Consider the following 23,729-nt stretch of genomic DNA (forward strand, 5'->3'; position numbering starts at 1 on the left):
TTAGTACTTGTTGGGTTCCATTTCCAGATCAACCTTAAAGCGCCTGGCGATATCCTGCTGGATACGCAACGCGAGGTTCGCAATGTCGTGCCCGGTGGCAGCGCCATAGTTGACCAGCACCAGCGCCTGCAGCTTATGCACGCCTGCGTCACCGTCACGAAAGCCCTTCCAGCCCGCCTTATCGATCAGCCAGCCGGCCGCGAGCTTCATCTGCCCGTCGGGCTGCGGGTAGGCCACCAGGTCCGGATACAGCGCTTGCAGCTCGGCCGCCAGCGCCTGGGAGACCAATGGGTTCTTGAAGAAGCTTCCGGCGTTCCCCAGCTCGGCAGGGTCCGGCAGTTTTTCGCGACGAATGCTGCAAATCGCTCGGCTGACGTCACTCGGCGTCGCCTCGGTGATCCCCTGTGCAGCCAGCCGCTGTTGGACGGGGCCATAGTCGAGCTTCAGGTGGTTGGCACGGCTCAAGGCAAAACGCACGCGCAGAATCAACCAGCGCCCGGTTTCGTGTTTGAACAGGCTGTCACGGTAGGCGAAGTTACATTCTTCCAGGCTGAAGTTCCGCAGCTCGCCGGTTTGACGATCCAGGGCCGTGAGGCCAGAAAACACATCCTTGATCTCGACACCATACGCACCGATGTTCTGCATTGGCGCCGCACCGACGGTGCCGGGTATGAGGCTGAGGTTTTCCAGGCCGCAGAAGCCGTGTTCCAGGGTCCATAGCACAAACGGGTGCCAGGCCTCGCCCGCTTCAGCCTCGACCACGACGTGCACGCCATCATCGTGCAGCACCCGTATGCCTTGGGTTGCCATGCGCAGTACCAGCGCAGGAATGTCCTGTGTCAGCAGCAGGTTGCTGCCACCGCCGATAACAAGCAGCGGCAGCGCCTGTGCTTCTGCATACACCAGCGCTTCACGCACATCGGCGTCGCTGTGAGCCTCGGCGAACAGGCGGGCGCGTACGTCGATGCCAAAGCTATTGAATGGCTTGAGCGATACCTGCGAGAGCACTTGCAAGGTCATAACCGGCCCTTCAATTCGATCACCAATAAATCACAGGCGCTTTCGATCAGGTCCAGGACCCGCTCAAAGCCTTGTTCACCTTCATAGTAAGGATCCGGCACCTCGTCCACTTCAGCGTCGTAGCGACGCAGGAACAAATCCAGCTGCGCCTTGCCCTGCCCCGGCTGCATGGCCTTGAGGTTGCGAAGGTTGCTGTGGTCCATGGCCAGGATCAGGTCATAACGCGAGAAATCTGCGCGGGAAACCTGCTGGGCACGCTGGGCCGACAAATCATAACCGCGCGCCAGCGCTGCCTGCTGGCTGCGCCGGTCAGGCGGGTTACCGATATGCCATTCGCCGGTCCCGGCAGAAGCTACTTCGATCTGGCCAGCCAGGCCCGCCTCGCGCAACTTATGGCGCAAAACACCTTCAGCGGTGGGCGAGCGGCAGATATTGCCCAGGCAGACAAACAGAACCTCCATCAAGCCCCCAGCAGGCGACGGACGCGCTCAAGGTCTTCCGGGGTGTCGACGCCCGCCGGCGGTGCTTCCAGAGCGTCGCCTACATGAATGCGCACGCCGTGCCACAGGGCACGCAGTTGCTCCAGGGACTCCGTGTTTTCCAGCCAGCATGGGCCCCAGCTGACGAAGTCGTGCAGGAAACCGGCGCGATAGGCGTAGATACCGATGTGGCGGCGATACGGCACGCCTTCCGGCAACACATCGCGGCTTTTGGCAAAAGCATCACGCGCCCAAGGCAAGGTGGAGCGACTGAAGGTCAGCGCCAGGCCGTTGATGTCGGTGACCACTTTCACCACGTTCGGGTTGAACAGGGTGTCGATGTCTTCGATGGGTTCGGCCAGGGTCGCCATGCGCGCTTCGCCGTGGGCGGCCAGGTTGGCGGCGACCTGGTCAATCACGCTAGGCGGGATCAGCGGCTCATCACCCTGCACGTTGACCACGATGGCATCAGGCGCCAGGCCCAGGTGCGTGGCGACTTCGGCGAGTCGGTCGGTACCGGAGTTGTGGTCTTCGCGGGTCAACACCGCTTCAGCGCCAAAGCCTTTGCAGGCCTCGATGATGCGCGGGTCATCGGTAGCGACCACTACTCGTTCGGCGCTGCTTTTGCAGGCCTGCTCCCACACCAGCTGGATCATCGGCTTGTTGCCGATCATTTGCAGCGGTTTGCCCGGCAGGCGGGTCGATGCGAAGCGCGAGGGAATGACAACGGTAAAGGCGGTGGTCATTTATCCAGACGCTCATCGGTGGTCAGGGTACGGGCTTCGCTTTCCAGCATCACCGGAATGCCATCACGGATCGGGTAAGCCAGGCCAGCACCTTTACTGATCAGCTCGGTTTTGTCGGCGCTGAGCTTGAGCGGGCCTTTGCAGATCGGGCAAGCAAGGATGTCGAGCAGTTTGGTGTCCATGAGTATTTCCTGGAAAAAAGCGGTTTAAGGCAAAAGACGGGCGGGCAACAGGCGCATCAGCTGTGTGTCGAACCAGGCGACAAACGCTGGCGACGGCACCGCATCCACTGCAAGGTACCACCAGTCGGGCCGGGCAAAAGCGCGGCACTTCACCGCATCTTTTTCGGTCATGACCAGTGGCAATGACGGCGTGAAGCTCAAGACCTCAGCACTGTAAGGCGCGTGGTCGGCAAAAGCATGGGGTATTGGCTGCCAGTGTAGCGTTTCAAGGGTATTGAAGAAACGTTGCGGGTTACCAATGCCGGCGACCGCGTGCACCTGCTGGCCGGCCGGGAAATAATCGATCGGCTGGCGTTCAGCGGTTTTCAGATTAACCAATGCGCCAGGCACCAGGCGAAAGGCGAAGCCATCCTCACGATCAGCCACCGCGCCGTTGTAGAGCAGCGCATCGACATTCTGCAAGCGCTCAACCGGCTCCCGCAGCGGCCCCGCAGGCAGGCAACGGCGGTTGCCGAGGCCGCGCGCAGCGTCGATCAGCACCAGTTCAAGGTCGCGGGCCAGGCGATAATGCTGCAACCCGTCATCGGAGAGGATCAGATCTAGCGGCTCACTGGCCAGCAGCGCTTTGACCGCGCGACTGCGATCGGGATCAATCATCAGTGGTACGCCGCAACGTTGCACGATCAGCAATGGCTCATCACCGGCCACTTGCGCGCTGTGATCGGCCTCGACCCGCCACGGCAGTTGCGGCGGCTTGGCACCGTAGCCACGACTGACCACCCCGACACGCAAGCCACTGCGGCGACAGTGCTCGATCAGCCACAGAATCAACGGCGTCTTGCCGGTACCGCCCACCGTAATGTTGCCTACCACCACTACCGGCACCGGCGATTGATAGATATCGCCCTCGCCCGCCAGGAAACGCGCGCGCTTGCGCTGCACTACGCGGCGATACAAGGACTCCAACGGCCGCAGGAGCGTGAGGGCTGGATGGCCTTCGTACCAGGCCTTGAGCAATTGATCGGACATGGCCATCAGGGTGGGCTCGCCGCCTCGACGGTGGTCATGCGCAGATGGCTGAAACCGAGCTTGCCGGCAGCGTCCATTGCGGTGATCACAGCTTGATGCTGGGTTTTTCCATCAGCACTGATAGACAGTGGCAGGTTGGTATCGCCGCCGGACTCTTTCTGCAGGGCTTCCATCAGGCTGGCGAGGTCGTTTTTCTCCAGCAACTGGTTATTCACCGAAAACACCCCGTCGGCGCTGATGGCGATATCCAGTTGTTTGGTTTCCTGATCCTCGGCCGGCGAGCCGCTTACCGCTTCCGGCAAGTCGACACGCAGCTGGGTTTGCCGGGTAAACGTGGTGGTGACGACAAAAAACAGCAGCAGGATAAACACCACGTCGATCAGCGACGCGAGGTTGATATCAACGTTTTCCCGTCTCTTGCGGCGAAACTTCACACTCGGCCCTCGACGAAATCCACATCACGGTCGCCCTGCACCACTTCCACCAGTTTGATGGCTTCCTGCTCCATGCCAACCACCAGTTCATCGATGCGTCGTTGCAGGAAACGGTGGAAGAACACTGAAGGAATACCGACCATCAGGCCCGCCGCCGTAGTGATCAACGCCTTGGAGATACCCCCCGCCAGCACGGCGGCGTTGGTGGTCATGCCCGAGCCCATGAACGAGCTGAAAATGTCGATCATCCCCAACACCGTGCCCAGCAAACCCAGCAGCGGCGCCATGGCCGCGATGGTGCCGAGCGCATTGATGTAGCGCTCCATCTCATGGATGACCCGGGCGGCGGCCTCTTCAATGCACTCTTTCATGATCTCGCGGCCATGCTTGGAGTTCGCCAGGCCCGCAGCGAGGATTTCACCCAGGGGTGAATTGGCGCGCAGCTCCTTGAGCTTTTCCTTGTCCAGCTGCTTGTTCTTGATCCAGCCCCAGACTTGCCCCAATAGATGGTCAGGCGTGATACGGCTGGCGCGCAGGGTCCACAGGCGTTCGGCAACGATGCCGAGTGCGGCGATGGAGCTCAAGATGATCGGCAGCATCATCCAGCCGCCGGATTTGACCAATTCCCACACAGTGAATGTCCCCTCGAAAAAGTGCGCCACTTTACCATATAGGTTCAGTCACGGGGCTCGTCCGCCATCGACCCGCCCGTCACAGGCTCGGGTCTTTGGTAACGCTGGATTACGGTAACGCTTCGCGCCAGAAACGGCGTTGACTGCGCGCAACAACGGGGGGGTTGAAAGGCACCCAATTGCACGCGTACGGCCCCCTGCTCGGCACTGTCATACACTCGGCTGCCCAATGCCTGATAACGCGCCATCACTTGCGGATGAGGATGGCCGAATGCATTGCCCCGGCCACGGGAAACCAGCACCGAACCCGGCGCCAGACGCTGCACAAAAGCCGCAGAGGAAGAACTGCGGCTGCCGTGGTGGGGCGCTTGCAGCCAGTCAGTTCGGACAGCCAGGGGGGACGCCAGGAAAGCCTGTTCAGCAGCGCGATCAATGTCTCCAGTCAACAGCAGGCGTTCACCGTTGGCTTGAACCCGCAACACGCAGGATTTGGGATTGCTACTAGTGGCGCCAGGCCACTGCCACAATTCGAAGGACACACCGTCCCACGTCCATCGCTCATTACTGACACACGCTTGAATGTCGAGAGACGCCGGCAAGCCTTCGGTTTCTCCGCCGACTACCCGCATAACCCGCACCCCGCGAGCAACGGCCGCCGCACCGCCTGCATGGTCCGCGTGGCCATGGCTGAGCACCATTATGTCCAACGCCGATACGCCCAGTTTCTGCAACGATGGCAGCACCACACGTGCACCCAGGTCAATCGCACCCGAGCGCGGCCCAGCGTCGTAGAGCAACGTGTGATGGCGGGTGCGCAAGATCACTGCCTGGCCCTGCCCGACATCGAGTTGCACCACCTCCACCTGCCCATGGGGCACCTGCTCCTTGGGAGGAAAGATCGCCAACAACAGCATCGGCCAGCCCAGCAACCGAAACGGTACACCGTTGGGCAACAGCAATAACGTCGCGCCCGCCAGGCTAATAAGCCAATACCCCAAGGGCACCTCGGCGGGTATCCAGGCCGGTCGTTGCCCGGCTAAAAGTTTCAACCCGCCGAACAACCCCTCCAGCGCCCCGCCGGCCAACCAAAGCAGGCCCTCGCCTACCAGAGGCACCGCCAACAGCGCAGTCCCCAGCAGTGCCAAAGGCAACGCCACCAGGCTAATCCACGGCACGGCAAACAGATTGGCCAGGGGCGCGCTCAGACTGATCGGCAGCCCCAGCACCAGCAATACCGGGAACATCCCGAGGGCAATCAACCACTGTGCACGGGTCCAGATCTGCCAGAAACGCCAAGGCCCCAGGCGCCCGCCAAAGGCCAGAACCAGTATTGCCACCGCCTCGAACGATAGCCAGAACCCCGGCTGCAAACTCGCCAATGGCTCCAGCACCAACACACCATTGAATGCCAGCAACAGCGGCAGCCAGGCGCCCAAGTGCCGAAAACGCAAACGCCAGAGCAACACCAGCCCGACCATCACGCACGCCCGCTGCACCGGAACACCTGCCCCCGCCAGCAAGCCGTAACCCAACGCCGCCGCAAATGCGAGGCCGCAGGCCCACGGTAGCCAGGGCAAGGTGCGAGGCCAGCAACCATAACGTGCCAGCCCCGCGACCAAACCGTAGATCAGCCCGGCCAGTAAACCGATGTGCTGGCCGGATATAACCAGCAAATGCACAGTGCCGGTGTCTTGCAGGACCTGCCAGTCTTCAGTGCTCAGCCCGGAACCGTCCCCGAGTACCAGCGCCGCGACCGCCGCTTCGCGGCCTTGGGCATCGGTTGCCATCACCCTCTGTCGAACCGGGTCGCGCCAGGCATTGCGAGCCGGCGCCAGACGCTCACCATCCTTCACCGACGCAGTGGCACCAACGCGCTGGGCCAGCAACCACGCTTGATAGTCAAAGCCATGAAAGTTGAGCAGCCCGGACGGCCGCTTGAGCGTCAGCGCCAGACGCCAGCGCTCGCCGCTGTTCACCGGCGGCCCGCCATGCCAGGACACGCGAATCTGTTTGGGCAACCGAGCATGACGCGACCGGTTGTCGGCCAGTACGAAGCGCACGCCGGTTTCCGTCTGCTGCGGCAACCCGATGACACGCCCCTCCACCCAGCGTGTCTGCCCGTCCAGCGCCGGGTTGAGACGATCATCCAGCGCCGACTGCGCACTCAGGCACGCCCAGCTCAAACCCAGCAGGAAAAACGCCAACGGGTACGTGCGAAACGGCAGCAGCATCAATGCGACCACCGGCATGGCCAGCAACCCACCGGTCGGCGGCAAAGAGGGTAAAAATCGCAGTGACAGCAAGCCAAGTCCGAGCGCGAACATTGCTGTTCTCATGAATCATCCTTTTCAAGTGATCCACTCAGTCTTAGACGGGCACGGCGCACGGCCTATGATGTTTTGTCACAAAGTCTGAATTTTCTGTTTATAGAATGCGGGCATACTTGGCCCTCGAACTGACCTGGACCCCTTATGCCCCGGCGCTTATTCAAACGGTACATGCCCGACCCCAGCAGTATCCGGGAACACAAGTCATTACAGTTTCTCGGCACACTGCTGCACGACCCCAACCTCTGGCACCTGAACCGGCACTCTGTCGCGCGCGCCATGGCAGTGGGTTTGTTCGCGGCATTTATTCCGATTCCGCTGCAGATGCTGTTGGCGGCCATCCTCGCGATCATCGTGCGCGGCAATATGCCAATTGCCGTCAGCCTGGTGTGGCTGACCAACCCGATCACCATGCCGGTGGTGTTTATTTGCACTTACATGACCGGGGCGTGGCTGATGAATGTGCCGCCACGCAGTTTGCCCGACAACCTGACCTGGGAGTGGATCAGCGGCCAGTTGAGCACTCTGTGGCAGCCGTTCCTGTTGGGTTCTGTGGTGTTGGGGCTGGTGCTGGGTGCGCTGGCCTACCTCCTGACCATGGGCTATTGGCGCTGGTGGGTGGCGCACCAATGGAAAAAGCGCAAAAAGCGCCGTGCCGGAAGCTAACGGGCCAGCAGCTGCAGATGCACCCGCAGGCCCAGCTCGGTATTTTCCGCCCACACGCGGCCACCCTGACGCTTCACGGCGTTGCGGGCAATGCTCAAGCCAAGGCCGAAACCGCCATCCCCGGGGCGTGATCCTTCCAGGCGGGTAAACGGCGCGAAGATCCGCTCCAAATCCTGCTCATCAATACCCCCGCCCTGATCTTCCAGCCAGAGATGCCAATAATCACCGTCGCGGCAGCCGTCCAGCTTGACCAGCCCGTGAGCGGGAGAGTGCCGTATGGCATTGCGCAGGATATTTTCCAGCGCCTGAGCCAGCGCGTTCAGGTTACCGCGCACCCAGCAGTCGGACGGCAACAGGCAAGGCAAACGCGACGCTGGCCAGCCACTTTCAAAGCAGGCGTTTTCTCGCAGCATGTCCCACAGCGCCTGTAGCTGAATGTCTTCATCTGGCAGCGGCGCGCGCTCGCTGTCGAGCCAGGCCAGTTGCAAACTGTCTTCTACCAAACGCTGCATGGCGTCGATTTCACGCCCCAACCGCTCACGCAATTGCCAGAGGTCATTCTCACTGTCGCAGGCCACCCGCAAACGGCTCAGCGGCGTGCGCAGCTCATGGGACATGTCACGCAGCAATTGTTGCTGCAGCACCACGGTGCCTTGTAAGCGCTCGGACATGTGGTCAAACGCCCGGCTCAGCTCGCCCAACTCGTCCTTGCGACTGGTGGCTTCGCGGGACATGCGCGTATGCAACTGGTCGGCACGCCAGGCATTGGCCTGCTCGCGCAGTTGGTTGAGAGGCATGATGAGCAGCCGATAAAGACCGATGCATAAAAACAAGGTGAACACGCCGGGAATCACCCCATTGGTCACCATTCGCCAGAACAGCTGATAACGCCCCGGCATAAAGCGCTTCGGCAGTTCGATTACCAGGGAACCCGCGTCAGGGTCCACCGGAAACGGGATTTTCAACCACGGCAGGCCTTTGACATGCCGGCTGACCGGCCACTCCAACCCCCGCAAAAAAGTCAGACGCTGGCTTTCCTTATCACTCAACGGCGCACTGCTGAGCGATTGCAGATCATTGCCGATCACGCCGATCCAGGTCTTTTCGCGCGTGGCCATCACCTGCAGCCAGGCGTCCACCCCGGCGCTGCCCTGGGTCGTCCACGCCAGCTCGGCACCCGCGGCATAGCCGCGCAGAATCTCGCGAGACTCTTCGGCCACGTAGGCATTCTGCTCTTCCATGTACCGGCCCCAGGACCAACTGAGCCAGATCATCAACAAACAGAAGGCAATCAGCAGGCAGGCCAGCTTCCAGAATAACGAGTGCTTGCCGGGCAGCCGTTTAAAGCCCTTCATCTTGGCCGCTCAGTACGTACCCTTTGCCCCACACCGTGCGCACCTCGCGCTCGTTGTAGCCGATGGCTTTGAGCTTGCGGCGAATCTGGCTGATATGCATGTCGAGGCTGCGGTCATGGGGGGCATAACCGCGCTGCAACACATGCTGATAAAGAAAGGCTTTGCTGAGGACTTCCTCCGTCTGGCGGTGCAAGGTCTCCAGCAGGCGGTATTCGCTGCGGGTCAGCCCGGCCCAGTGGTCCTGGTGGAATACATCGCACTGCTCATCATCAAAACGCAGCGCGCGAGCATCATCGCGCGCGGGTAAACGGGCAGGCAGTGGGCGCCGGTCCAGGGCCACTCGGCGCAGGATGGCCTCGATGCGGACTCGCAGCTCGATCATGCTGAAGGGCTTGGGCAAGTAGTCGTCGGCGCCAAGGCGAAAACCACTGACACGGTCCGCTTCGGCGCCCAGGGCCGACATCAGGATCACCGGGATCGAATGGCTCTGACGCAAATGGGTCAGGATCGACAGCCCGTCCAGCCCCGGCAGCAGAATGTCCATCAACACTACATCGAAGGCCTGGTCACGCGCCATTTGCAAACCCTGCTGGCCATTCTGGCACCAGGTGACCTGAAAACCACAGCGCCCCAAGTGCTCATGGACATAGGCGCCCAGCACGGGGTCATCTTCGATGGTCAGGATGCTGGGTAGGCCAATTGCTGCGGGATTCATTAGCGTCTGCAAGTCATTCTCAATGGCTGATTATTCAAGATTAAACGGCCGCAGGCAATCGCCAGCCGGCGGCCAATGGCCGGAAGATTGCGGCACGTCATCAATTTGCAAGATTCTGAAGCCAGCAAATGGCTACACTGCGCAGGTGGCGCGGGCCGGATGCCCGTGCGGATAATTGATAACAGTGTGGTAGCAGGAGAGTGGCGTGCTTAGAAGAATGGGGATAAAAGGCCGCGTACTGTTGCTGACCTTATTACCGACCAGCCTGATGGCCTTGTTGTTGGGGGGCTATTTCACCTGGATGCAGCTGTCGGAGTTGCAGACCCAGTTGCTGCAACGCGGCGAAATGATTGCCGAGCAATTGGCGCCGCTGGTAGCGCCTGCCCTGAGCGTCAAAAATACCGACTTGCTTGAGCGTATCGCCACCCAGTCCCTGGAGCAGCCGGACGTGCGCGCCGTGTCGTTCCTCGCGCCGGACCGCTCGCCCCTGGCCCACGCCGGCCCGACCATGCTCAACCAGGCGCCCGTGGGCAACAGCTCGCACCTGCTGCAGCGCACTGGCAATGACGCCACGCGCTACCTGCTGCCGGTATTCGGACGCCATCGCAACCTCGCCGGTGAACTGATTCCCGACGAAGCCGACCGCCTGCTGGGCTGGGTCGAGGTGGAACTGTCCCACAACGGCATGCTGCTGCGCGGCTACCGCAGCCTGTTCGCCAGTCTGCTGTTGATCGCCATCGGCCTGATCTGCACCGCCGCGCTGGCGCTGCGCATCAGCCGCACGATCAATTCGCCGATCGGCCAGATCAAGCAAGCCGTCGCCCAGCTCAAGGACGGCAACCTCGAAACCCGCCTGCCGCCCTTGGGTAGCCAGGAGCTGGACCAGTTGGCCTCGGGCATCAACCGCATGGCCGAAACCCTGCAAAATGCCCAGGAAGAATTGCAGCACAGCATCGACCAGGCCACCGAAGACGTGCGCCAGAACCTGGAAACCATCGAAATCCAGAACATCGAGCTGGACCTGGCGCGCAAGGAAGCCCTGGAGGCCAGCCGCATCAAGTCCGAGTTCCTGGCCAACATGAGCCATGAAATCCGCACCCCGCTCAACGGCATCCTCGGTTTCACCCACCTGCTGCAAAAAAGCGAGCTGTCGCCGCGTCAGCTGGATTACCTGGGCACCATCGAAAAGTCCGCCGACAACTTGCTGGGCATCATCAACGAGATCCTCGACTTCTCGAAAATCGAGGCCGGCAAGCTGGTGCTCGATAGCGTGCCGTTCAACCTGCGCGATTTGCTGCAAGACACCCTGACCATCCTCGCCCCCGCCGCCCATGCCAAGCAGCTCGAACTGGTCAGCCTGGTGTACCGCGACACCCCGCTGGCGCTGGTGGGCGACCCGCTGCGCCTCAAACAGATCCTGACCAACCTGATCAGCAACGCGATCAAGTTCACCCGCGAAGGCACTATCGTCGCCCGGGCGATGGTTGAGGACGAGGAGGAAGACAGCGTTCAACTGCGCATCAGCGTGCAAGACACCGGCATCGGCTTGTCCAACCAGGACGTGCGCGCACTGTTCCAAGCGTTCAGCCAGGCAGACAATTCGCTGTCGCGCCAACCCGGCGGCACCGGGTTGGGGCTGGTCATATCCAAACGCTTGATCGAGCAGATGGGCGGCGAGATCGGCGTGGACAGCACGCCGGGCGAAGGCTCGGAATTCTGGATCAGCCTGAGCCTGCCCAAAACCCGCGACGACGTTGACGACCTGCCCTCCGCGCCGCTGCTCGGCCGTCGCGTGGCAGTACTGGAAAACCACGAACTGGCGCGCCAGGCCCTGCAACATCAGTTGGAAGACTGCGGCCTGGAAGTCACCCCGTTCAATACCCTCGAAAGCCTGACCAATGGCATCACCAGCGCCCATCAGACCGAACAGGCGATTGACCTGGCGGTACTCGGCGTCACCGCCAATGACATACCGCCCGAACGCCTCAACCAACACCTGTGGGACCTCGAACACCTGGGCTGCAAGGTGCTGGTGCTGTGCCCGACCACCGAGCAGATGCTGTTCAACCAATCGGTGCCCAACCCTAACAGCCAGTTGCAGGCCAAACCTGCGTGTACACGCAAGTTGCGCCGCGCCCTCGCCGACCTGATCAGCCCGCGCCCGCTGCGCAACGAGCCTGGCGAGCCCCTGTCCAGCCGGGCACCGCGCGTGTTGTGCGTGGACGATAACCCGGCCAACCTGCTGCTGGTGCAAACCCTGCTTGAAGACATGGGCGCCAAGGTGCATGCCGTGGAAAGTGGCTATGCCGCCATTGATGCGGTCAAGCAGGAAACCTTCGACCTGGTGCTGATGGACGTGCAGATGCCCGGCATGGACGGTCGCCAAAGCACCGAAGCGATCCGCCAATGGGAAAGCGAGCGCCACGGCACACCGCTACCGGTGGTGGCCCTCACCGCCCACGCCATGGCGAACGAGAAACGCGCATTGCTGCAAAGCGGCATGGACGATTACCTGACCAAACCGATCAGCGAGCGGCAATTGGCTCAGGTGGTACTGAAATGGACCGGCCTGGCCCTGCGCAATCAAGGCCCGGAGCGCAACACCGATAATCTGGGGCCTGGCGTGAAACTGTTGGTGCTGGACCACGAAGAAGGTCTGCGCCTGGCTGCCAACAAGTCCGACCTGGCCGCCGATATGCTCGCCATGTTGCTGGCCTCGCTGGAAGCTGACCGTCAGGCCATCACCATCGCCCGCGAAGCCAAGGACAACAACGCGCTGATCGAACGCGTACACCGCCTGCACGGCGCCACCCGCTACTGTGGCGTGCCGCAATTGCGCGCCGCCTGCCAACGCGCCGAGACGCTGCTCAAGCAGGACGACGCCAAGGCCATGGCGGCGCTGGATGAACTGGACATGGCGATAGCCCGGCTGGCCAGTGAGGCACGGGTCAACGCGTAGACTTTCTGTAGGGAATGGTTTTCTGTAGGGAATGGGCTTTTTCTGTGGGAGCTGGCTTGCCTGCGATGCAGACGACTCGGTATGCCTGTCAAACCGAGGCGAGGCTATCGCAGGCAAGCCAGCTCCCACAGGGTGATGGGTTTATTTCAGTGAGTGCAGGGAGCTTTTTGATGCGCGTCATTCTTTTCAGCAGTCAGACCTACGACCGCGACAGCTTTCTCGGCGAGCCGCTACCGGCGGGTGTGGAGCTGCACTTCCAGCCCGCCCGCCTCAACCTCGACACCGCGGCCCTGGCCGAACACCACGAGGTGGTCTGCGCGTTTATCAACGACGACCTCAGCGCCCCGGTGCTGGAACAGCTGGCGAAAGGCGGTACCCGCCTGATTGCCTTGCGCTCGGCCGGTTACAACCATGTCGACCTGGCCGCCGCCAAACGTCTGGGCCTGAGTATCGTGCGTGTTCCGGCTTACTCGCCCCACGCCGTCGCCGAACATGCCGTCGCACTGATCCTCGCCCTCAACCGCCGCCTGCACCGCGCCTACAACCGCACCCGTGACGGCGATTTCAGCCTGCATGGCCTCACCGGCTTCGACCTGGTGGGCAAGACCGTCGGCGTAGTCGGCACCGGGCAGATCGGCGCGACGTTCGCCAACATCATGGCCGGTTTCGGCTGCCGGTTGCTCGCACATGACCCCTTTCCCAACCCGCAGGTCGAGGCGCTTGGCGGCCGCTACGTGGGCCTGCCCGAGCTGCTGGCCCAGGCGCAGATCATCAGCCTGCACTGCCCGCTGACTGACGACAGCAAACACCTGATCAACGCCGAGTCTCTGGCCCATATGCAGCCCGGCGCGATGTTGATCAATACCGGGCGCGGCGGGTTGGTCGACACGCCCGCGCTGATCGAAGCCCTCAAGAACGGCCAGCTCGGCTATCTGGGGCTGGATGTGTATGAGGAAGAAGCGCAGCTGTTTTTCGAGGACCGTTCCGACCTGCCCCTGCAGGATGACGTGCTCGCGCGCCTGCTGACCTTCCCCAACGTGATCATCACCGCGCACCAGGCCTTCCTCACCCGCGAGGCCCTGGCAGCGATTGCCGGCACCACCCTGGCGAACATTGCCGCGTGGGCAGAGGGCCAGCCGCACAACCTCGTCGAAGGATGATCAGCGGTCACATACAGCGCTCATGATGAGCCGGCACCCGTGATAGGATGCCGCGCCTATTTGGAGGATCCATGGCCGAACACGATTTCCGCTTCAGCTTGCTGAGCCCGCAACACACCCTCATCGAATGCCGCGCCCTGGTGCCGGGCCGTTACCAGATCACCGGCAATGGGGGTTCGATCAAGCATGGCGACGTACTGATCGTCACTCTGCGCGGCAGTAAAACCCTGTCGATGCGCCTGACCGTCGAAGGTGATGCGCGCTACTCCATCCGCCCGGCGGGCCAGTGGGTCGCCATGGCCCAGGGGCCGAAGTTCGGCGAGTTGGAGATTCACACCTGGAAAGTTAACTGCGACAGCTGCGACACCGTGCTCGACTTTGAATTTGCGGTGGAAACCAAGCTGAGCAAAGAGCCGCTGCAACCGGCCGCCAATGCGCGCATCAAGGAATTGGGCTGGGCCACCGCAGGCGACAAGCACCGCTGCCCGAAATGCCAGCAGGCCGGGCAATGAAAGGCCTGCTCGTGCTGGCCACCGTCGGGGTTGGCCTGACTGGTTGTGCGGGCGATGCGGTGAAGCTGGAGCAGGATCACAGCTACGTGGTGGAATGGATTGGCGAGCGACCGCTGATGGATTACGCGCACCTGACCGTCACCCTCGGCGCTGACGGCCGTGCCTACGGCAATGGCGGTTGCAACCACTGGTTTGCGCCCTACACCGTCGAGGGCGACAAGCTCAGCTTCGGCAAGGTCGGCAGCACCCGCAAACTCTGCGCCGAGGCCCTGATGGAGCAGGAACAGCGCTTCTTCCAGGCCCTGCAAGGTGTCGAGCGTTGGGACATTTCGCCGATTGAGCAGGCGCGCTTCTGGCCGGCCGAAGGCAAGCCGATTCGCCTGTGGCTTGAAGAAGGCTGACAGTACCAACTTCAGGATTGAGCGAGGTCAAAATGTGGGAGCGGGCTTGCTCGCGAATGCGGTGGATCAGTCATAGATGTGTTGTCTGATCCGGCGCTTTCGCGAGCAAGTCGAATCGTCGCACCGCCGCTCCCACATTGGTTTTGTGTTGTTGCTTTAACCGCGCAAGGCCTTGAGCTTGGCCAGCACGCCTTCCGCCGTCTGCTCACCCATCAACTGCTCACGCACCTTGCCCTTGTCATCAATGATGTAGGTCACCGGCAGCGCCTCACTGCGCGGAATATCGAAAATCTCTTCCGGGTTCTGCGCCAGCACAGTGAACTTGATCCCCAGTTTCTCACTGGCGGCCTTGAGTTCTTCACCCTGCACATTATCGAAGTTGACCCCGAACACGCCCACATTCTGCCCTTTCAGCTGTTCGGCCAGCGCATTCAGCTCGGGAATCTCCGTGCGGCACGGGCCACACCATTCGGCCCAGTAATTGACCACCACCCACTGTTTGTCCAAGCGCTCGGCCTCTACTTTCTTGCCATTTTGGTCAACGCCGTAATCGTTACCGCAGCCGCTGAGCAGCAGGGTTGTGATGATCGCCAATGCACCGATCAGTCGACTTGTCATGGGGTAATCCTTCGTAAAAATGAACGTTGGCTGCGACCTGTCGCCTCTTACGGTTTAAGGACGGGGCGCAGCCCGGGTAGAATACCCGCCACCTTACGCAAGATGCGACCCGCACATGACCGATCTGACGCTTTATCACAACCCGCGCTGCTCGAAATCCCGCGGTGCGCTCGAACTGCTCGAAGCCCGCGGCCTCACGCCAACCGTGGTGCGCTACCTGGAAACCCCGCTGACCGCCGCGCAGTTAAAGGCCCTGCTCGGCAAACTCGGCATCAGCGCGCGCCAACTGTTGCGCACCGGTGAAGACGAATACAAAGCCCTCAACCTGGCGGACGCCAGCCTCAGCGAAGCGCAACTCATCGCTGCCATTGCTGAACATCCCAAGCTGATGGAGCGCCCGATCCTGGAAACTGCCAGCAAAGCCATCATCGGCCGCCCGCCGGAAAACGTGCTGGAGATTCTGCCGTGAGTACGCCCTATGTGCTGGTGTTGTATTACAGCCGCAACGGCTCGGTGAGCGAAATGGCGCGTCAGATTGCGCGCGGCATCGAGCAGGCCGGACTGGAAGCGCGCCTGCGCACGGTGCCGGCGATTTCCACCGAGTGCGAGGCCGTGGCGCCGAGCATCCCGGACGAAGGGGCGCTGTACGCCAGCCTCGACGACCTGAAAAACTGCTCGGCCCTGGCGCTCGGCAGCCCGACGCGCTTCGGCAACATGGCCGCGCCGCTCAAGTACTTTATCGACGGCACCAGCAACCTGTGGCTCACGGGCGCCCTCGTTGGCAAGCCGGCCGGGGTGTTCACCTCGACTGCCAGCCTGCACGGCGGCCAGGAAACCACGCTGATGTCGATGCTGCTGCCACTGCTGCACCACGGCATGCTGATCACCGGCCTGCCTTACAGCGAACAGGCCTTGCTCGACACCCAAGGCGGCGGCACGCCGTATGGCGCCAGCCACCACGCGGGGCCGGATGGCAAGCGCATGCTGGATCAACATGAAATCGCCCTGTGCCGGGCCCTGGGCCTGCGCCTGGCGAAAACCGCGATCCTGCTGGAGAACGGCCGTGGCCAGGAAGCCTAAGGTCCTGCCCTCCCAGGCGTGGCTGGCGCCACGGGTGAAGGTCGCGCGAGTGCTGAGCCTGCTGGCGTTTTTGAGCCTGGTGGGGTTGTTGTGCGGGTACTACCTGTTTGTCGCCGACCTGCACGGTGCGCGCCCGTGGGTGATCCTGCTGATCGAGCTGGTGCCGCTGCTGGTGTTGGCGCCAGGGATGTTGCTCGGCAGCGCACGCGGGCATTCGTGGATGTGTTTTGTGGTGAATTTGTATTTCATCAAAGGCGCGCTGGCGGCGTATGACCCGAACCGGCAGTGGTTTGGCGTGTTGGAAATGCTGGCGAGTCTGGCGGTGTTTTGTACGGCGCTGTTGTATGTGCGCTGGCGGCATCAGTTGAATCGGCGCTTGGCTGAACCTGTGGTGGCCTGAAAATCGCTATCGCAGGCAAGCCAGCTCCCACATTGGAATGCATTCCCCTGTGGGAGCTGGCTTGCCTGCGATAGGTCCACCTCGGTCTCAATGATTCACTGTATAGGCCAGCATCATCGACAACTGACACATCGGCCGCCCACTCTCGGCATGCCATTGATTGAAAGCTGCCTGCACCGTCGCCAAATCCCGCAGGCTGGTCGGCGCCTTGTCGACGATCTTCTGCGCATTCAACGCCGCCACCACGTCATCACTTGGCACAAACGTATCCTTGCCCACCATCCGCAGGAAACGCGGGGCTGACAGACCGCCCAGCTGGTGGCCGTGTTTGCTCAGGTATTTCCATAACCCGACGATATCGGTGACCGGCCAATCAGCGATAAACGCGCCGAAACTGCCTTTTTCCTGCTCGATATCCAGAATCATCTGCGCATTGCGCGGCACACTCTTGAGTTTGCCCAGGTGACGGATGATGCGCGTGTCCTGCATCAGGCGTTCGAGGTGCTCGGCGCCCATCAACACCACTTTTTCAGGGTCGAAACCGAAGAATACCTGCTCAAACGCCGGCCACTTGGCATCCACCACGCTGTGTTTCAAACCGGCGCGAAATACCCGCAGCGCCAGGGTCGACAGGTAACGGTCATCGCTGATCTTGCGCAACTGCGCCGGGGTCTTGGGCACAGCGAGGTGGGCGTCCAGCTTGGCGGCTGAGCCGAAGCGGTTCAGACAATATTCGTGCAGCCACTTGTAATCGCGCATGCCCTCTCCCGGGAATTGAATTGAAAACGGCGCCCGCAAGCGCCGTGTGTCAGAGCATTGAAATGGCTTAGAGGTTCACTACATTGACGAAGCGCGAGGCGGCGCTCTCGTCGATCTTGAGGCCTGTGAAGTCGAACAGGTTGCGGTCAGCCAGTTGCGACGGCTGCACGTTCTGCAGGCTGCGGAAGATGCTTTCGGTACGGCCCGGGGTCTTGCGCTCCCAGTCCAGCAGCATGTCCTTGACCACCTGGCGCTGCAGGTTTTCCTGAGAGCCGCACAGGTTGCACGGGATGATCGGAAACTGCTTGAGGTCGGAGTAGGCCTGGATGTCCTTCTCGTTGCAATACGCCAGCGGGCGGATCACCACGTTGCGCCCGTCGTCTGCGCGCAGCTTGGGCGGCATGGCCTTGAGGGAGCCGTTGAAGAACATGTTGAGGAAGAAGGTTTCAACGATGTCGTCGCGGTGATGACCGAGGGCCATCTTGGTTGCGCCAATCTCATCGGCGAAGGTGTAGAGCGTGCCGCGACGCAGGCGCGAGCACAGCGAACAGGTGGTCTTGCCTTCCGGGATCAGTTCCTTGACCACCGAATAGGTGTCTTTTTCAACGATGTGGTAGTCCACGCCCAGTTCTTTGAGGTAGGCCGGCAGCACCTGTTCGGGAAAGCCCGGTTGTTTCTGGTCCATGTTGACGGCAACGATCTCGAATTTGATCGGCGCGACCTTTTGCAGGTGCAGCAGCACATCGAGCATCGTGTAGCTGTCTTTGCCGCCGGAGAGGCACACCATGACCTTGTCGCCGTCTTCGATCATGTTGAAATCGGCGACCGCTTCACCGGCCAGGCGACGCAGGCGTTTTTGCAGTTTGTTCTGGTTGACCGTAAGAGTGCCCATGGCGCTTGGATCCGCTAAAGGTGTGTGACGAAAAGCCGGGCATTTTAGCGTTATGAGCGACCGAGTTCCAATCTGGGAGCTGGCAAGCCAGCTCCCACCCCAATCGAGGTGACCTCTGACAGACCCCACCGCGATTAAGCCCAGTGTTTACAGCGCGATTTGCTCTAAAGGCCCTACAGTTTTTCCGGGCATCACTTCCTATACTGCGACTTGAGGTCGCACATATATCCAGACCTTTCAGGCCATCTGGCCGGTGGGCGCTCCGATGGGGGGCGATGGTAATAACGACAGGAGTGACTGGCATGATCCATCACGTCGTGGGGCTGTTTACCCATCCCGACAGGGAATGGCGGGAAATTCGTGGCGATAAGGAAGAAAGCATCAGCCACATGTACCTCACCCATACGCTGATTCTTGCGGCGATCCCCGCCGTATCCGCCTTTATCGGTACCACCCAGGTGGGCTGGGTCATCGGCAGCCGTGCCCCGGTGATGCTGACCGTGGAAAGTGCGTTGTGGATGACCCTTATGTCGTATGTCGCCATGCTCGGCGGCGTGGCGGTGATGGGCGCGTTTATTCACTGGATGGCCCGCACCTACGATGCCAACCCCAGCATGGCGCGTTGCGTGGCGTTTGCCACCTACACGGCTACTCCCTTGTTTATCGGCGGACTGTCAGCGCTCTACCCGCATATGTGGCTGGGAATGGTCGTGGGCACGGCCGCCATCTGTTACACGGTGTACCTGCTGTATGTGGGGCTGCCGACCTTCATGAACATCGACCCGGACGAGGGTTTCCTGTTTTCCAGCTCGGTGCTGGCGGTGGGGCTTGTGGTTCTGGTGGCGATCATGGCGTTTACCGTGATCGTCTGGGGCCTGGGCGTAGGCCCGATCTACACCAACTGAGTCATTAAAAACCGCAGCCAAAGCCACCGAAAGGTGGCTTTGTGCATTCGACATGACCATTCGGCGCCTGACAGATTCGGAAACACTCAGCTTTGCGGCATACTCGGGGTCTCTGGAGATATGGTCAGCATGCCCGAGCAACTCAATACCCGCGTCGAAGATTGTTTCCTGCAAGCCGAATCCTTTTTTAAACGAAGCTTCAAACGCCCCCAGGTCAGCCTCAAGCTGCGGGGCCAGAAGGCCGGTGTCGCGCATTTGCACGAGAACCTGCTGCGTTTCAACCCCCAGTTGTACCGTGAAAACAGCCAACACTTCCTGAAACAGACCGTGGCTCACGAAGTGGCGCACCTGATCGCCCACCAGTTATTTGGCGAGCGTATCCAGCCCCATGGCGAGGAATGGCAATTGATCATGCGCGGAGTCTACGAACTGCCGCCGGATCGCTGCCATACCTATGAGATCAAGCGACGGCAGGTGACCCGGTACATCTACCGATGCCCGTGTGCGGACAGTGATTTTCCGTTTTCGTCGCAGCGCCATGCGCTGGTGAGTCAGGGCAGGCGGTATTTGTGCCGGCGGTGTCGGCATACCTTGGTGTTTACCGGGGAAACCCGGGTGGAGTGAGGGCCTCATCGCAGGCAAGCCAGCTCCCACAGTTGACCGGTGATCGGCCGGACAACACAGTCCAATGTGGGAGCGGGCTTGCCTGCGATGGCGCCCGCTCAGTCACCCCACCACTCTGGCCTGCCGCAACTCGGCTATCCGCTGAGCACTCATCCCCAACTCCGCCAACACCTCATCACTGTGCGCCCCCACCGCAGCCCCAATATGCCGAGGCGCCGGCAAACCCTTTGAAAACTTCAGCGGGCAGGCAATCTGCGCCTGCGTCGAGCCATCCCCCCTGGGCACCTGGCTAACCAGTTCCCGCGCTTTCAACTGCGGATGCTCCACCGCTTCACTCAGGCTCAGAACCGGCTCAACACACGCATCCACCCCGGCAAACAGCGCACGCAGTTCCGCAAAGCTGCGCTTTTCAAACTCCACCTGCAGCGCCAGTTTGAGGGCCTTCTGATGCTCGGGCTTGAGGCTTTGCGCGGCCAACTCAGGCCTTCCCAGCGCTTCACACAATGGCTGCATAAACGCGGGTTCCAGGCTGCCGACCGACATCCAGCGTCCATCGCGGGAACGGTAATAATCGTAAAAACTGCCACCATTAAGCACATGGGTTTCCCGATCCGGTTCCACGCCACAGGCCAGATAACCCGCGCCGGCCATGGCGTTCAGGCTGAACGAGCAATCGGTCATGCTCACATCCAGGGATTGCCCGACCCCGCTGTGCTGGCGCGCGATCACTGCCGCAAGTAATCCCACCACCGCATGCAGCGAACCGCCAGCAACGTCAGCCAACTGCACGCCCAGCGGCAGAGGCCCGCTGTCCCGGCGCCCGGTATGACTGGCCACGCCCGCCAGCGCCAGGTAATTGATATCGTGCCCGGCGCGGTCCTTGTAGGGCCCGGTCTGGCCGTAACCGGTGATCGACACATAAATCAGCCGGGGATTGATCGCCTTCAGCGCCTCATAACCCAGGCCCAGGCGCTCCATCACGCCGGGGCGAAACTGCTCGAGGACAATGTCATAGTCCTTCACCAACTCGCGCACGATCTCCAGCGCCTCGTTCTTTTTGAGATCCAGCGCCAGGCTGCGTTTATTGCGATTGAGATAGGCGTGGCTCGCCGAGGTCCCCTGATCATGGGGCGGCAACACCCGCAGCAGGTCCATGCGCGTGGGTGACTCGATGCGCAGCACCTCGGCGCCCATGTCCGCGAGCATCAGGGACGCAAACGGGCCGGGCAGCAAGGTGGAAAAATCCAGCACTTTGAGGGACGCCAAGGGACCTGACATGGGGGCTCCGTTTCCGTTTTGAATGCCCACAGACTAGGCACGCTTTGACCTGCGGGCAATCGTCAGAACGATCAACCACAGTGACCGTTTTGATCACGGCGGGCTTTTTCGCGGCGGCGGCTTTATCATTGGCCCACGTTTGCGCTCAGAGTGTTCCATGAAGTTTGCGATTGCCGTGTTTTCCGCCGCCCATGCGCCCTCCTCGCGCCGCGCCCTGCTGTTCGCCCAGGCAGCGTTGGCCGGCGGGCATGAGATTGTGCGGCTGTTTTTTTATCAGGACGGCGTGTACAGCGCCGCCAATAACCTCGTTACGCCGCAGGATGAGCAGGACATTGCCCGCCAGTGGCGCGAGTTTGTCAGCGCGCACCAGCTAGACGGCGTGGTGTGCATCGCCGCCGCCTTGCGCCGTGGCGTGCTTAACGGCGAAGAAGCCACGCGCTATCAGCGCACTGCGGTCAACCTTGACGCGCCGTGGGCGCTGTCGGGTCTGGGTCAATTGCACGACGCCGTGCAGACCGCCGACCGCCTGATCTGTTTTGGAGGGCCGTGACATGTCCAAATCCTTGTTAGTCATCAGCCGCCAAGCCCCGTGGTCCGGGCCGGGCGCGCGGGAAGCGCTGGATATCGTGCTGGCCGGTGGCGCGTTCGACCTGCCGATTGGCCTGCTGTTTATGGACGACGGCGTGTTCCAGCTGGCACCCCATCAGGACGCCAAAGCCCTGCAGCAAAAAGACCTCAGCGCCAACTTGCAGGCGCTGGGCCTGTTCGGCGTCGATGACGTGTTCGCCTGCAGCCATAGCCTGGCCGAGCGCGGTCTCGCCTCGCCCGCCAGCGCTCAACCCCTGAACAGCGCAGAAATCTCCACGCTGATTGACCGTTACGACCAGGTGATGACCCTCTGATGTCGACTTTACATGTGGTGTCCCACTCCCCGTTTACCGACAGCCGTCTGGCCAGTTGCCTGCGTGTTTGCGCCAGTCAAGACGCAATACTGCTGTGCGGCGACGGCGCCTACGGCCTGCACAACCCGGCCCTGCAAACCAGAGGCGTGAAGGTCTTTGTGCTGGCCGAGGACATGCAGGCGCGCGACCTGCCCCTGCCGGACTGGGCCGACAGCGTGGACTATCCAGGTTTTGTGCAACTGTCGATCGACTACGACAAGGTCAATACCTGGCTATGAACACCCTGACCGTAGGCGAACACACCCTTGAGCTGGACAAGGACGGCTACCTCGTCGACCTGAACCAATGGTCCACCGACGTAGCCAATGCCCTGGCCGCCGCCGAACCCTTGGAGTTGACCCCGGCCCATTGGGAAATCCTTGAGCTGCTGCGCCAGTTCTACACCGAATTCCAGCTGTCCCCCGCCACGCGCCCGCTGATCAAGTACACCGCCTTGAAGCTGGGCGCGGAAAAGGGCAACAGCCTGCACCTCAATAAACTGTTCAACGGCACTCCCGCCAAACTCGCCGCCAAGCTGGCGGGCCTGCCCAGGCCGACGAATTGCTTATGACCGACTTTGCCCCGCTGACCCTTGAAACCCCTGCCGAGCACCCGTTTGCGCAGTTCGTGCGCATCCTGGGCAAAGGCAAACGCGGCGCGCGTAACCTCACTCGCGAGGAAGCCCGCGAAGCCATGGGCATGTTGCTCGACGAAAAAGTCGAAGACACCCAGCTCGGCGCCTTCCTGATGTTGCTGCGCCACAAAGAAGAAAGCCCGGAAGAGCTGGCCGGTTTCACCGAAGCCGTGCGCGAACGCCTGCACGCCCCGGCGCTGAACGTGGACATCGACTGGCCGACCTACGCCGGCAAAAAACGCCACCTGCCGTGGTACCTGCTGGCCGCCAAGTGCCTGGCGCAAAACGGCGTGCGCATCCTCATGCACGGCGGCGGCGCGCACACGGCCGGGCGGTTGTACACAGAGCAACTGCTGGAAGGTTTGCAGATCCCGCTGTGCCGCAACTGGCAGCAGGTCGAAGCGGCCTATGAACACGCTAACCTGGCCTTTATCCCGCTGGGCGACTGGGCGCCGCAACTGCAACGCATGATCGACTTGCGCAATACTCTGGGCCTGCGCTCGCCGATTCACTCGCTCGCGCGCCTGCTTAACCCGCTCAACGCACGACTTGGCCTGCAAAGCATTTTCCATCCGGGCTACCAGGGCGTGCACCGCGATGCCAGCGGCCTGCTCGGCGACAATGTGATTGTGGTGAAGGGCGATGGCGGCGAGATCGAGATCAACCCCGATTCCGTGAGCCACCTGTACGGCACCACCGGCGGCGAAAGCTGGGACGAAGAGTGGCCCGCCCTCTCCGCCCAGCGCCACGTCAAACCGGCCAGCCTGGAGCCCGAACACTTGAAGGCCCTGTGGCGCGGTGATGTGCAAGACAGCTACCCGCAACTGGCGCTGATCGCCACCATGGCGTTGGCCTTGCGCGGCCTCGGCCACGCGCGGGAGCAGGCATTTGAATTGGCCAAGCAGTATTGGGACGCGCGGGATAAATCGATTTAATCGATGATTGAGCCCCGCTCTTTGCGCTTTTAGTTCGAACTCATCC

The 23,729-nt window shown here is 61.6% G+C and carries 28 protein-coding genes and 1 pseudogene; 15 read left to right on the forward strand and 14 right to left on the reverse strand.

Annotation, left to right across the window (positions count from 1 at the left end):
- The 8 genes and pseudogenes from murB to BFW87_RS29610 form a co-directional block, all read right to left on the reverse strand.
- Complete coding sequence (gene murB, locus BFW87_RS29575; protein WP_078743257.1) at window positions 1-1,020, reverse strand: UDP-N-acetylmuramate dehydrogenase; 1,020 nt, start codon at window positions 1,018-1,020, stop codon at window positions 1-3.
- Window positions 1,017-1,481 carry a low molecular weight protein-tyrosine-phosphatase gene (locus BFW87_RS29580; protein ID WP_078743258.1) on the reverse strand — a complete coding sequence of 155 codons (465 nt, stop codon included), beginning with the start codon at window positions 1,479-1,481 and terminating at the stop codon, window positions 1,017-1,019. Before BFW87_RS29580 ends, murB begins: the two co-directional genes overlap by 4 nt.
- A complete protein-coding gene (kdsB, locus tag BFW87_RS29585) occupies window positions 1,481-2,245 on the reverse strand; it encodes a 3-deoxy-manno-octulosonate cytidylyltransferase (protein ID WP_078743259.1) in 765 nt (254 codons plus the stop codon). Before kdsB ends, BFW87_RS29580 begins: the two co-directional genes overlap by 1 nt.
- Entirely contained in the window at window positions 2,242-2,427 is a 186-nt protein-coding gene (locus tag BFW87_RS29590) for a Trm112 family protein (protein ID WP_003174668.1), read from the reverse strand. Before BFW87_RS29590 ends, kdsB begins: the two co-directional genes overlap by 4 nt.
- A 24-nt stretch (window positions 2,428-2,451) precedes the next feature.
- The gene (gene lpxK / locus BFW87_RS29595) at window positions 2,452-3,462 is read right to left on the reverse strand and encodes a tetraacyldisaccharide 4'-kinase (protein ID WP_078743260.1); all 1,011 of its coding nucleotides are present in this window, start codon (window positions 3,460-3,462) and stop codon (window positions 2,452-2,454) included.
- Window positions 3,462-3,890 (reverse strand): ExbD/TolR family protein, encoded by a 429-nt coding sequence (locus BFW87_RS29600; protein WP_078743261.1) that lies wholly within the window; start codon window positions 3,888-3,890, stop codon window positions 3,462-3,464. The genes lpxK and BFW87_RS29600 overlap by 1 nt, the downstream gene beginning before the upstream one ends.
- Window positions 3,887-4,522, reverse strand: a complete 636-nt coding sequence (locus tag BFW87_RS29605; protein ID WP_078743311.1) for a MotA/TolQ/ExbB proton channel family protein — start codon at window positions 4,520-4,522, stop codon at window positions 3,887-3,889. The genes BFW87_RS29600 and BFW87_RS29605 overlap by 4 nt, the downstream gene beginning before the upstream one ends.
- Before the next feature lie 109 nt (window positions 4,523-4,631).
- Window positions 4,632-6,858 (reverse strand): annotated as a pseudogene (locus BFW87_RS29610) (DNA internalization-related competence protein ComEC/Rec2).
- Between the two features lie 135 nt (window positions 6,859-6,993).
- Between BFW87_RS29610 and BFW87_RS29615 the strand changes: the two are divergent.
- Complete coding sequence (locus BFW87_RS29615) at window positions 6,994-7,515, forward strand: DUF2062 domain-containing protein (protein WP_078743262.1); 522 nt, start codon at window positions 6,994-6,996, stop codon at window positions 7,513-7,515.
- Here the strand turns inward: BFW87_RS29615 and BFW87_RS29620 are convergent.
- Window positions 7,512-8,870 (reverse strand): sensor histidine kinase, encoded by a 1,359-nt coding sequence (locus BFW87_RS29620; RefSeq protein ID WP_078743263.1) that lies wholly within the window; start codon window positions 8,868-8,870, stop codon window positions 7,512-7,514. The two genes, BFW87_RS29615 and BFW87_RS29620, sit on opposite strands and share 4 nt — an antisense overlap.
- Entirely contained in the window at window positions 8,857-9,585 is a 729-nt protein-coding gene (locus BFW87_RS29625; protein WP_078743264.1) for a response regulator transcription factor, read from the reverse strand. Before BFW87_RS29625 ends, BFW87_RS29620 begins: the two co-directional genes overlap by 14 nt.
- Window positions 9,586-9,790: 205 nt before the next feature.
- Here BFW87_RS29625 and BFW87_RS29630 point away from each other — a divergent pair, with 205 nt between their 5' ends.
- The 4 genes from BFW87_RS29630 to BFW87_RS29645 all read left to right on the forward strand — a co-directional run bounded on the left by BFW87_RS29630 (window position 9,791) and on the right by BFW87_RS29645 (window position 14,617).
- On the forward strand, window positions 9,791-12,544 hold the full coding sequence (locus tag BFW87_RS29630) for a response regulator (RefSeq protein WP_078743265.1): 2,754 nt from the start codon (window positions 9,791-9,793) through the stop codon (window positions 12,542-12,544).
- Window positions 12,545-12,714: 170 nt separating this feature from the next.
- A complete protein-coding gene (locus BFW87_RS29635) occupies window positions 12,715-13,704 on the forward strand; it encodes a 2-hydroxyacid dehydrogenase (protein WP_078743266.1) in 990 nt (329 codons plus the stop codon).
- Between the two features lie 71 nt (window positions 13,705-13,775).
- Window positions 13,776-14,216 carry a hypothetical protein gene (locus tag BFW87_RS29640; protein WP_078743267.1) on the forward strand — a complete coding sequence of 147 codons (441 nt, stop codon included), beginning with the start codon at window positions 13,776-13,778 and terminating at the stop codon, window positions 14,214-14,216.
- Complete coding sequence (locus BFW87_RS29645; RefSeq protein WP_078743268.1) at window positions 14,213-14,617, forward strand: META domain-containing protein; 405 nt, start codon at window positions 14,213-14,215, stop codon at window positions 14,615-14,617. Before BFW87_RS29640 ends, BFW87_RS29645 begins: the two co-directional genes overlap by 4 nt.
- Window positions 14,618-14,773: 156 nt before the next feature.
- On the opposite strand, the gene BFW87_RS29650 is transcribed toward BFW87_RS29645, so the two are convergent.
- Complete coding sequence (locus tag BFW87_RS29650) at window positions 14,774-15,235, reverse strand: TlpA family protein disulfide reductase (protein ID WP_078743269.1); 462 nt, start codon at window positions 15,233-15,235, stop codon at window positions 14,774-14,776.
- Window positions 15,236-15,350: 115 nt separating this feature from the next.
- Here BFW87_RS29650 and arsC point away from each other — a divergent pair, with 115 nt between their 5' ends.
- Genes arsC through BFW87_RS29665 form a run of 3 tightly spaced genes read left to right on the forward strand, consistent with a single transcriptional unit; the run spans window position 15,351 to window position 16,715 of the window.
- Window positions 15,351-15,704, forward strand: coding sequence for an arsenate reductase (glutaredoxin) (gene arsC / locus BFW87_RS29655; protein WP_078743270.1), 354 nt, complete (start codon window positions 15,351-15,353; stop codon window positions 15,702-15,704).
- Window positions 15,701-16,315: an NAD(P)H:quinone oxidoreductase gene (gene wrbA / locus BFW87_RS29660; protein ID WP_078743271.1), complete on the forward strand. Its 615-nt coding sequence runs from the start codon at window positions 15,701-15,703 to the stop codon at window positions 16,313-16,315. The genes arsC and wrbA overlap by 4 nt, the downstream gene beginning before the upstream one ends.
- Window positions 16,299-16,715 (forward strand): DUF2069 domain-containing protein, encoded by a 417-nt coding sequence (locus BFW87_RS29665; RefSeq protein ID WP_078743272.1) that lies wholly within the window; start codon window positions 16,299-16,301, stop codon window positions 16,713-16,715. The genes wrbA and BFW87_RS29665 overlap by 17 nt, the downstream gene beginning before the upstream one ends.
- 87 nt (window positions 16,716-16,802) lie before the next feature.
- On the opposite strand, the gene BFW87_RS29670 is transcribed toward BFW87_RS29665, so the two are convergent.
- Both BFW87_RS29670 and ttcA read right to left on the reverse strand, forming a co-directional pair.
- A complete protein-coding gene (locus BFW87_RS29670; protein ID WP_078743273.1) occupies window positions 16,803-17,474 on the reverse strand; it encodes a DNA-3-methyladenine glycosylase I in 672 nt (223 codons plus the stop codon).
- Window positions 17,475-17,541: 67 nt separating this feature from the next.
- Entirely contained in the window at window positions 17,542-18,366 is an 825-nt protein-coding gene (ttcA, locus tag BFW87_RS29675) for a tRNA 2-thiocytidine(32) synthetase TtcA (protein WP_078743274.1), read from the reverse strand.
- A gap of 302 nt (window positions 18,367-18,668) precedes the next feature.
- On the opposite strand from ttcA, the gene BFW87_RS29680 reads away from it, so the two are divergent.
- Window positions 18,669-19,271: a Yip1 family protein gene (locus tag BFW87_RS29680; RefSeq protein WP_078743275.1), complete on the forward strand. Its 603-nt coding sequence runs from the start codon at window positions 18,669-18,671 to the stop codon at window positions 19,269-19,271.
- 129 nt (window positions 19,272-19,400) lie between these two features.
- Entirely contained in the window at window positions 19,401-19,895 is a 495-nt protein-coding gene (locus tag BFW87_RS29685) for a SprT family zinc-dependent metalloprotease (protein WP_078743312.1), read from the forward strand.
- Window positions 19,896-19,997: 102 nt separating this feature from the next.
- On the opposite strand, the gene BFW87_RS29690 is transcribed toward BFW87_RS29685, so the two are convergent.
- A complete protein-coding gene (locus BFW87_RS29690; RefSeq protein ID WP_078743276.1) occupies window positions 19,998-21,173 on the reverse strand; it encodes a CaiB/BaiF CoA transferase family protein in 1,176 nt (391 codons plus the stop codon).
- 157 nt (window positions 21,174-21,330) lie between these two features.
- On the opposite strand from BFW87_RS29690, the gene tusD reads away from it, so the two are divergent.
- Genes tusD through BFW87_RS29715 form a run of 5 tightly spaced genes read left to right on the forward strand, consistent with a single transcriptional unit; the run spans window position 21,331 to window position 23,683 of the window.
- Window positions 21,331-21,723, forward strand: a complete 393-nt coding sequence (gene tusD, locus BFW87_RS29695; RefSeq protein WP_078743277.1) for a sulfurtransferase complex subunit TusD — start codon at window positions 21,331-21,333, stop codon at window positions 21,721-21,723.
- A gap of 1 nt (window position 21,724) precedes the next feature.
- Complete coding sequence (tusC, locus tag BFW87_RS29700; protein ID WP_078743278.1) at window positions 21,725-22,075, forward strand: sulfurtransferase complex subunit TusC; 351 nt, start codon at window positions 21,725-21,727, stop codon at window positions 22,073-22,075.
- Window positions 22,075-22,353 (forward strand): sulfurtransferase complex subunit TusB, encoded by a 279-nt coding sequence (gene tusB / locus BFW87_RS29705; protein WP_078743279.1) that lies wholly within the window; start codon window positions 22,075-22,077, stop codon window positions 22,351-22,353. The genes tusC and tusB overlap by 1 nt, the downstream gene beginning before the upstream one ends.
- Entirely contained in the window at window positions 22,350-22,685 is a 336-nt protein-coding gene (locus BFW87_RS29710) for a TusE/DsrC/DsvC family sulfur relay protein (protein ID WP_078743280.1), read from the forward strand. The genes tusB and BFW87_RS29710 overlap by 4 nt, the downstream gene beginning before the upstream one ends.
- Window positions 22,682-23,683, forward strand: a complete 1,002-nt coding sequence (locus BFW87_RS29715) for a glycosyl transferase family protein (protein WP_078743281.1) — start codon at window positions 22,682-22,684, stop codon at window positions 23,681-23,683. The genes BFW87_RS29710 and BFW87_RS29715 overlap by 4 nt, the downstream gene beginning before the upstream one ends.
- The last annotated feature ends 46 nt before the right edge of the window (window positions 23,684-23,729 follow it).

Source organism: Pseudomonas fluorescens (assembly GCF_002022275.1).
GTDB classification, from domain to species: Bacteria; Pseudomonadota; Gammaproteobacteria; order Pseudomonadales; family Pseudomonadaceae; genus Aquipseudomonas; species Aquipseudomonas fluorescens_AJ.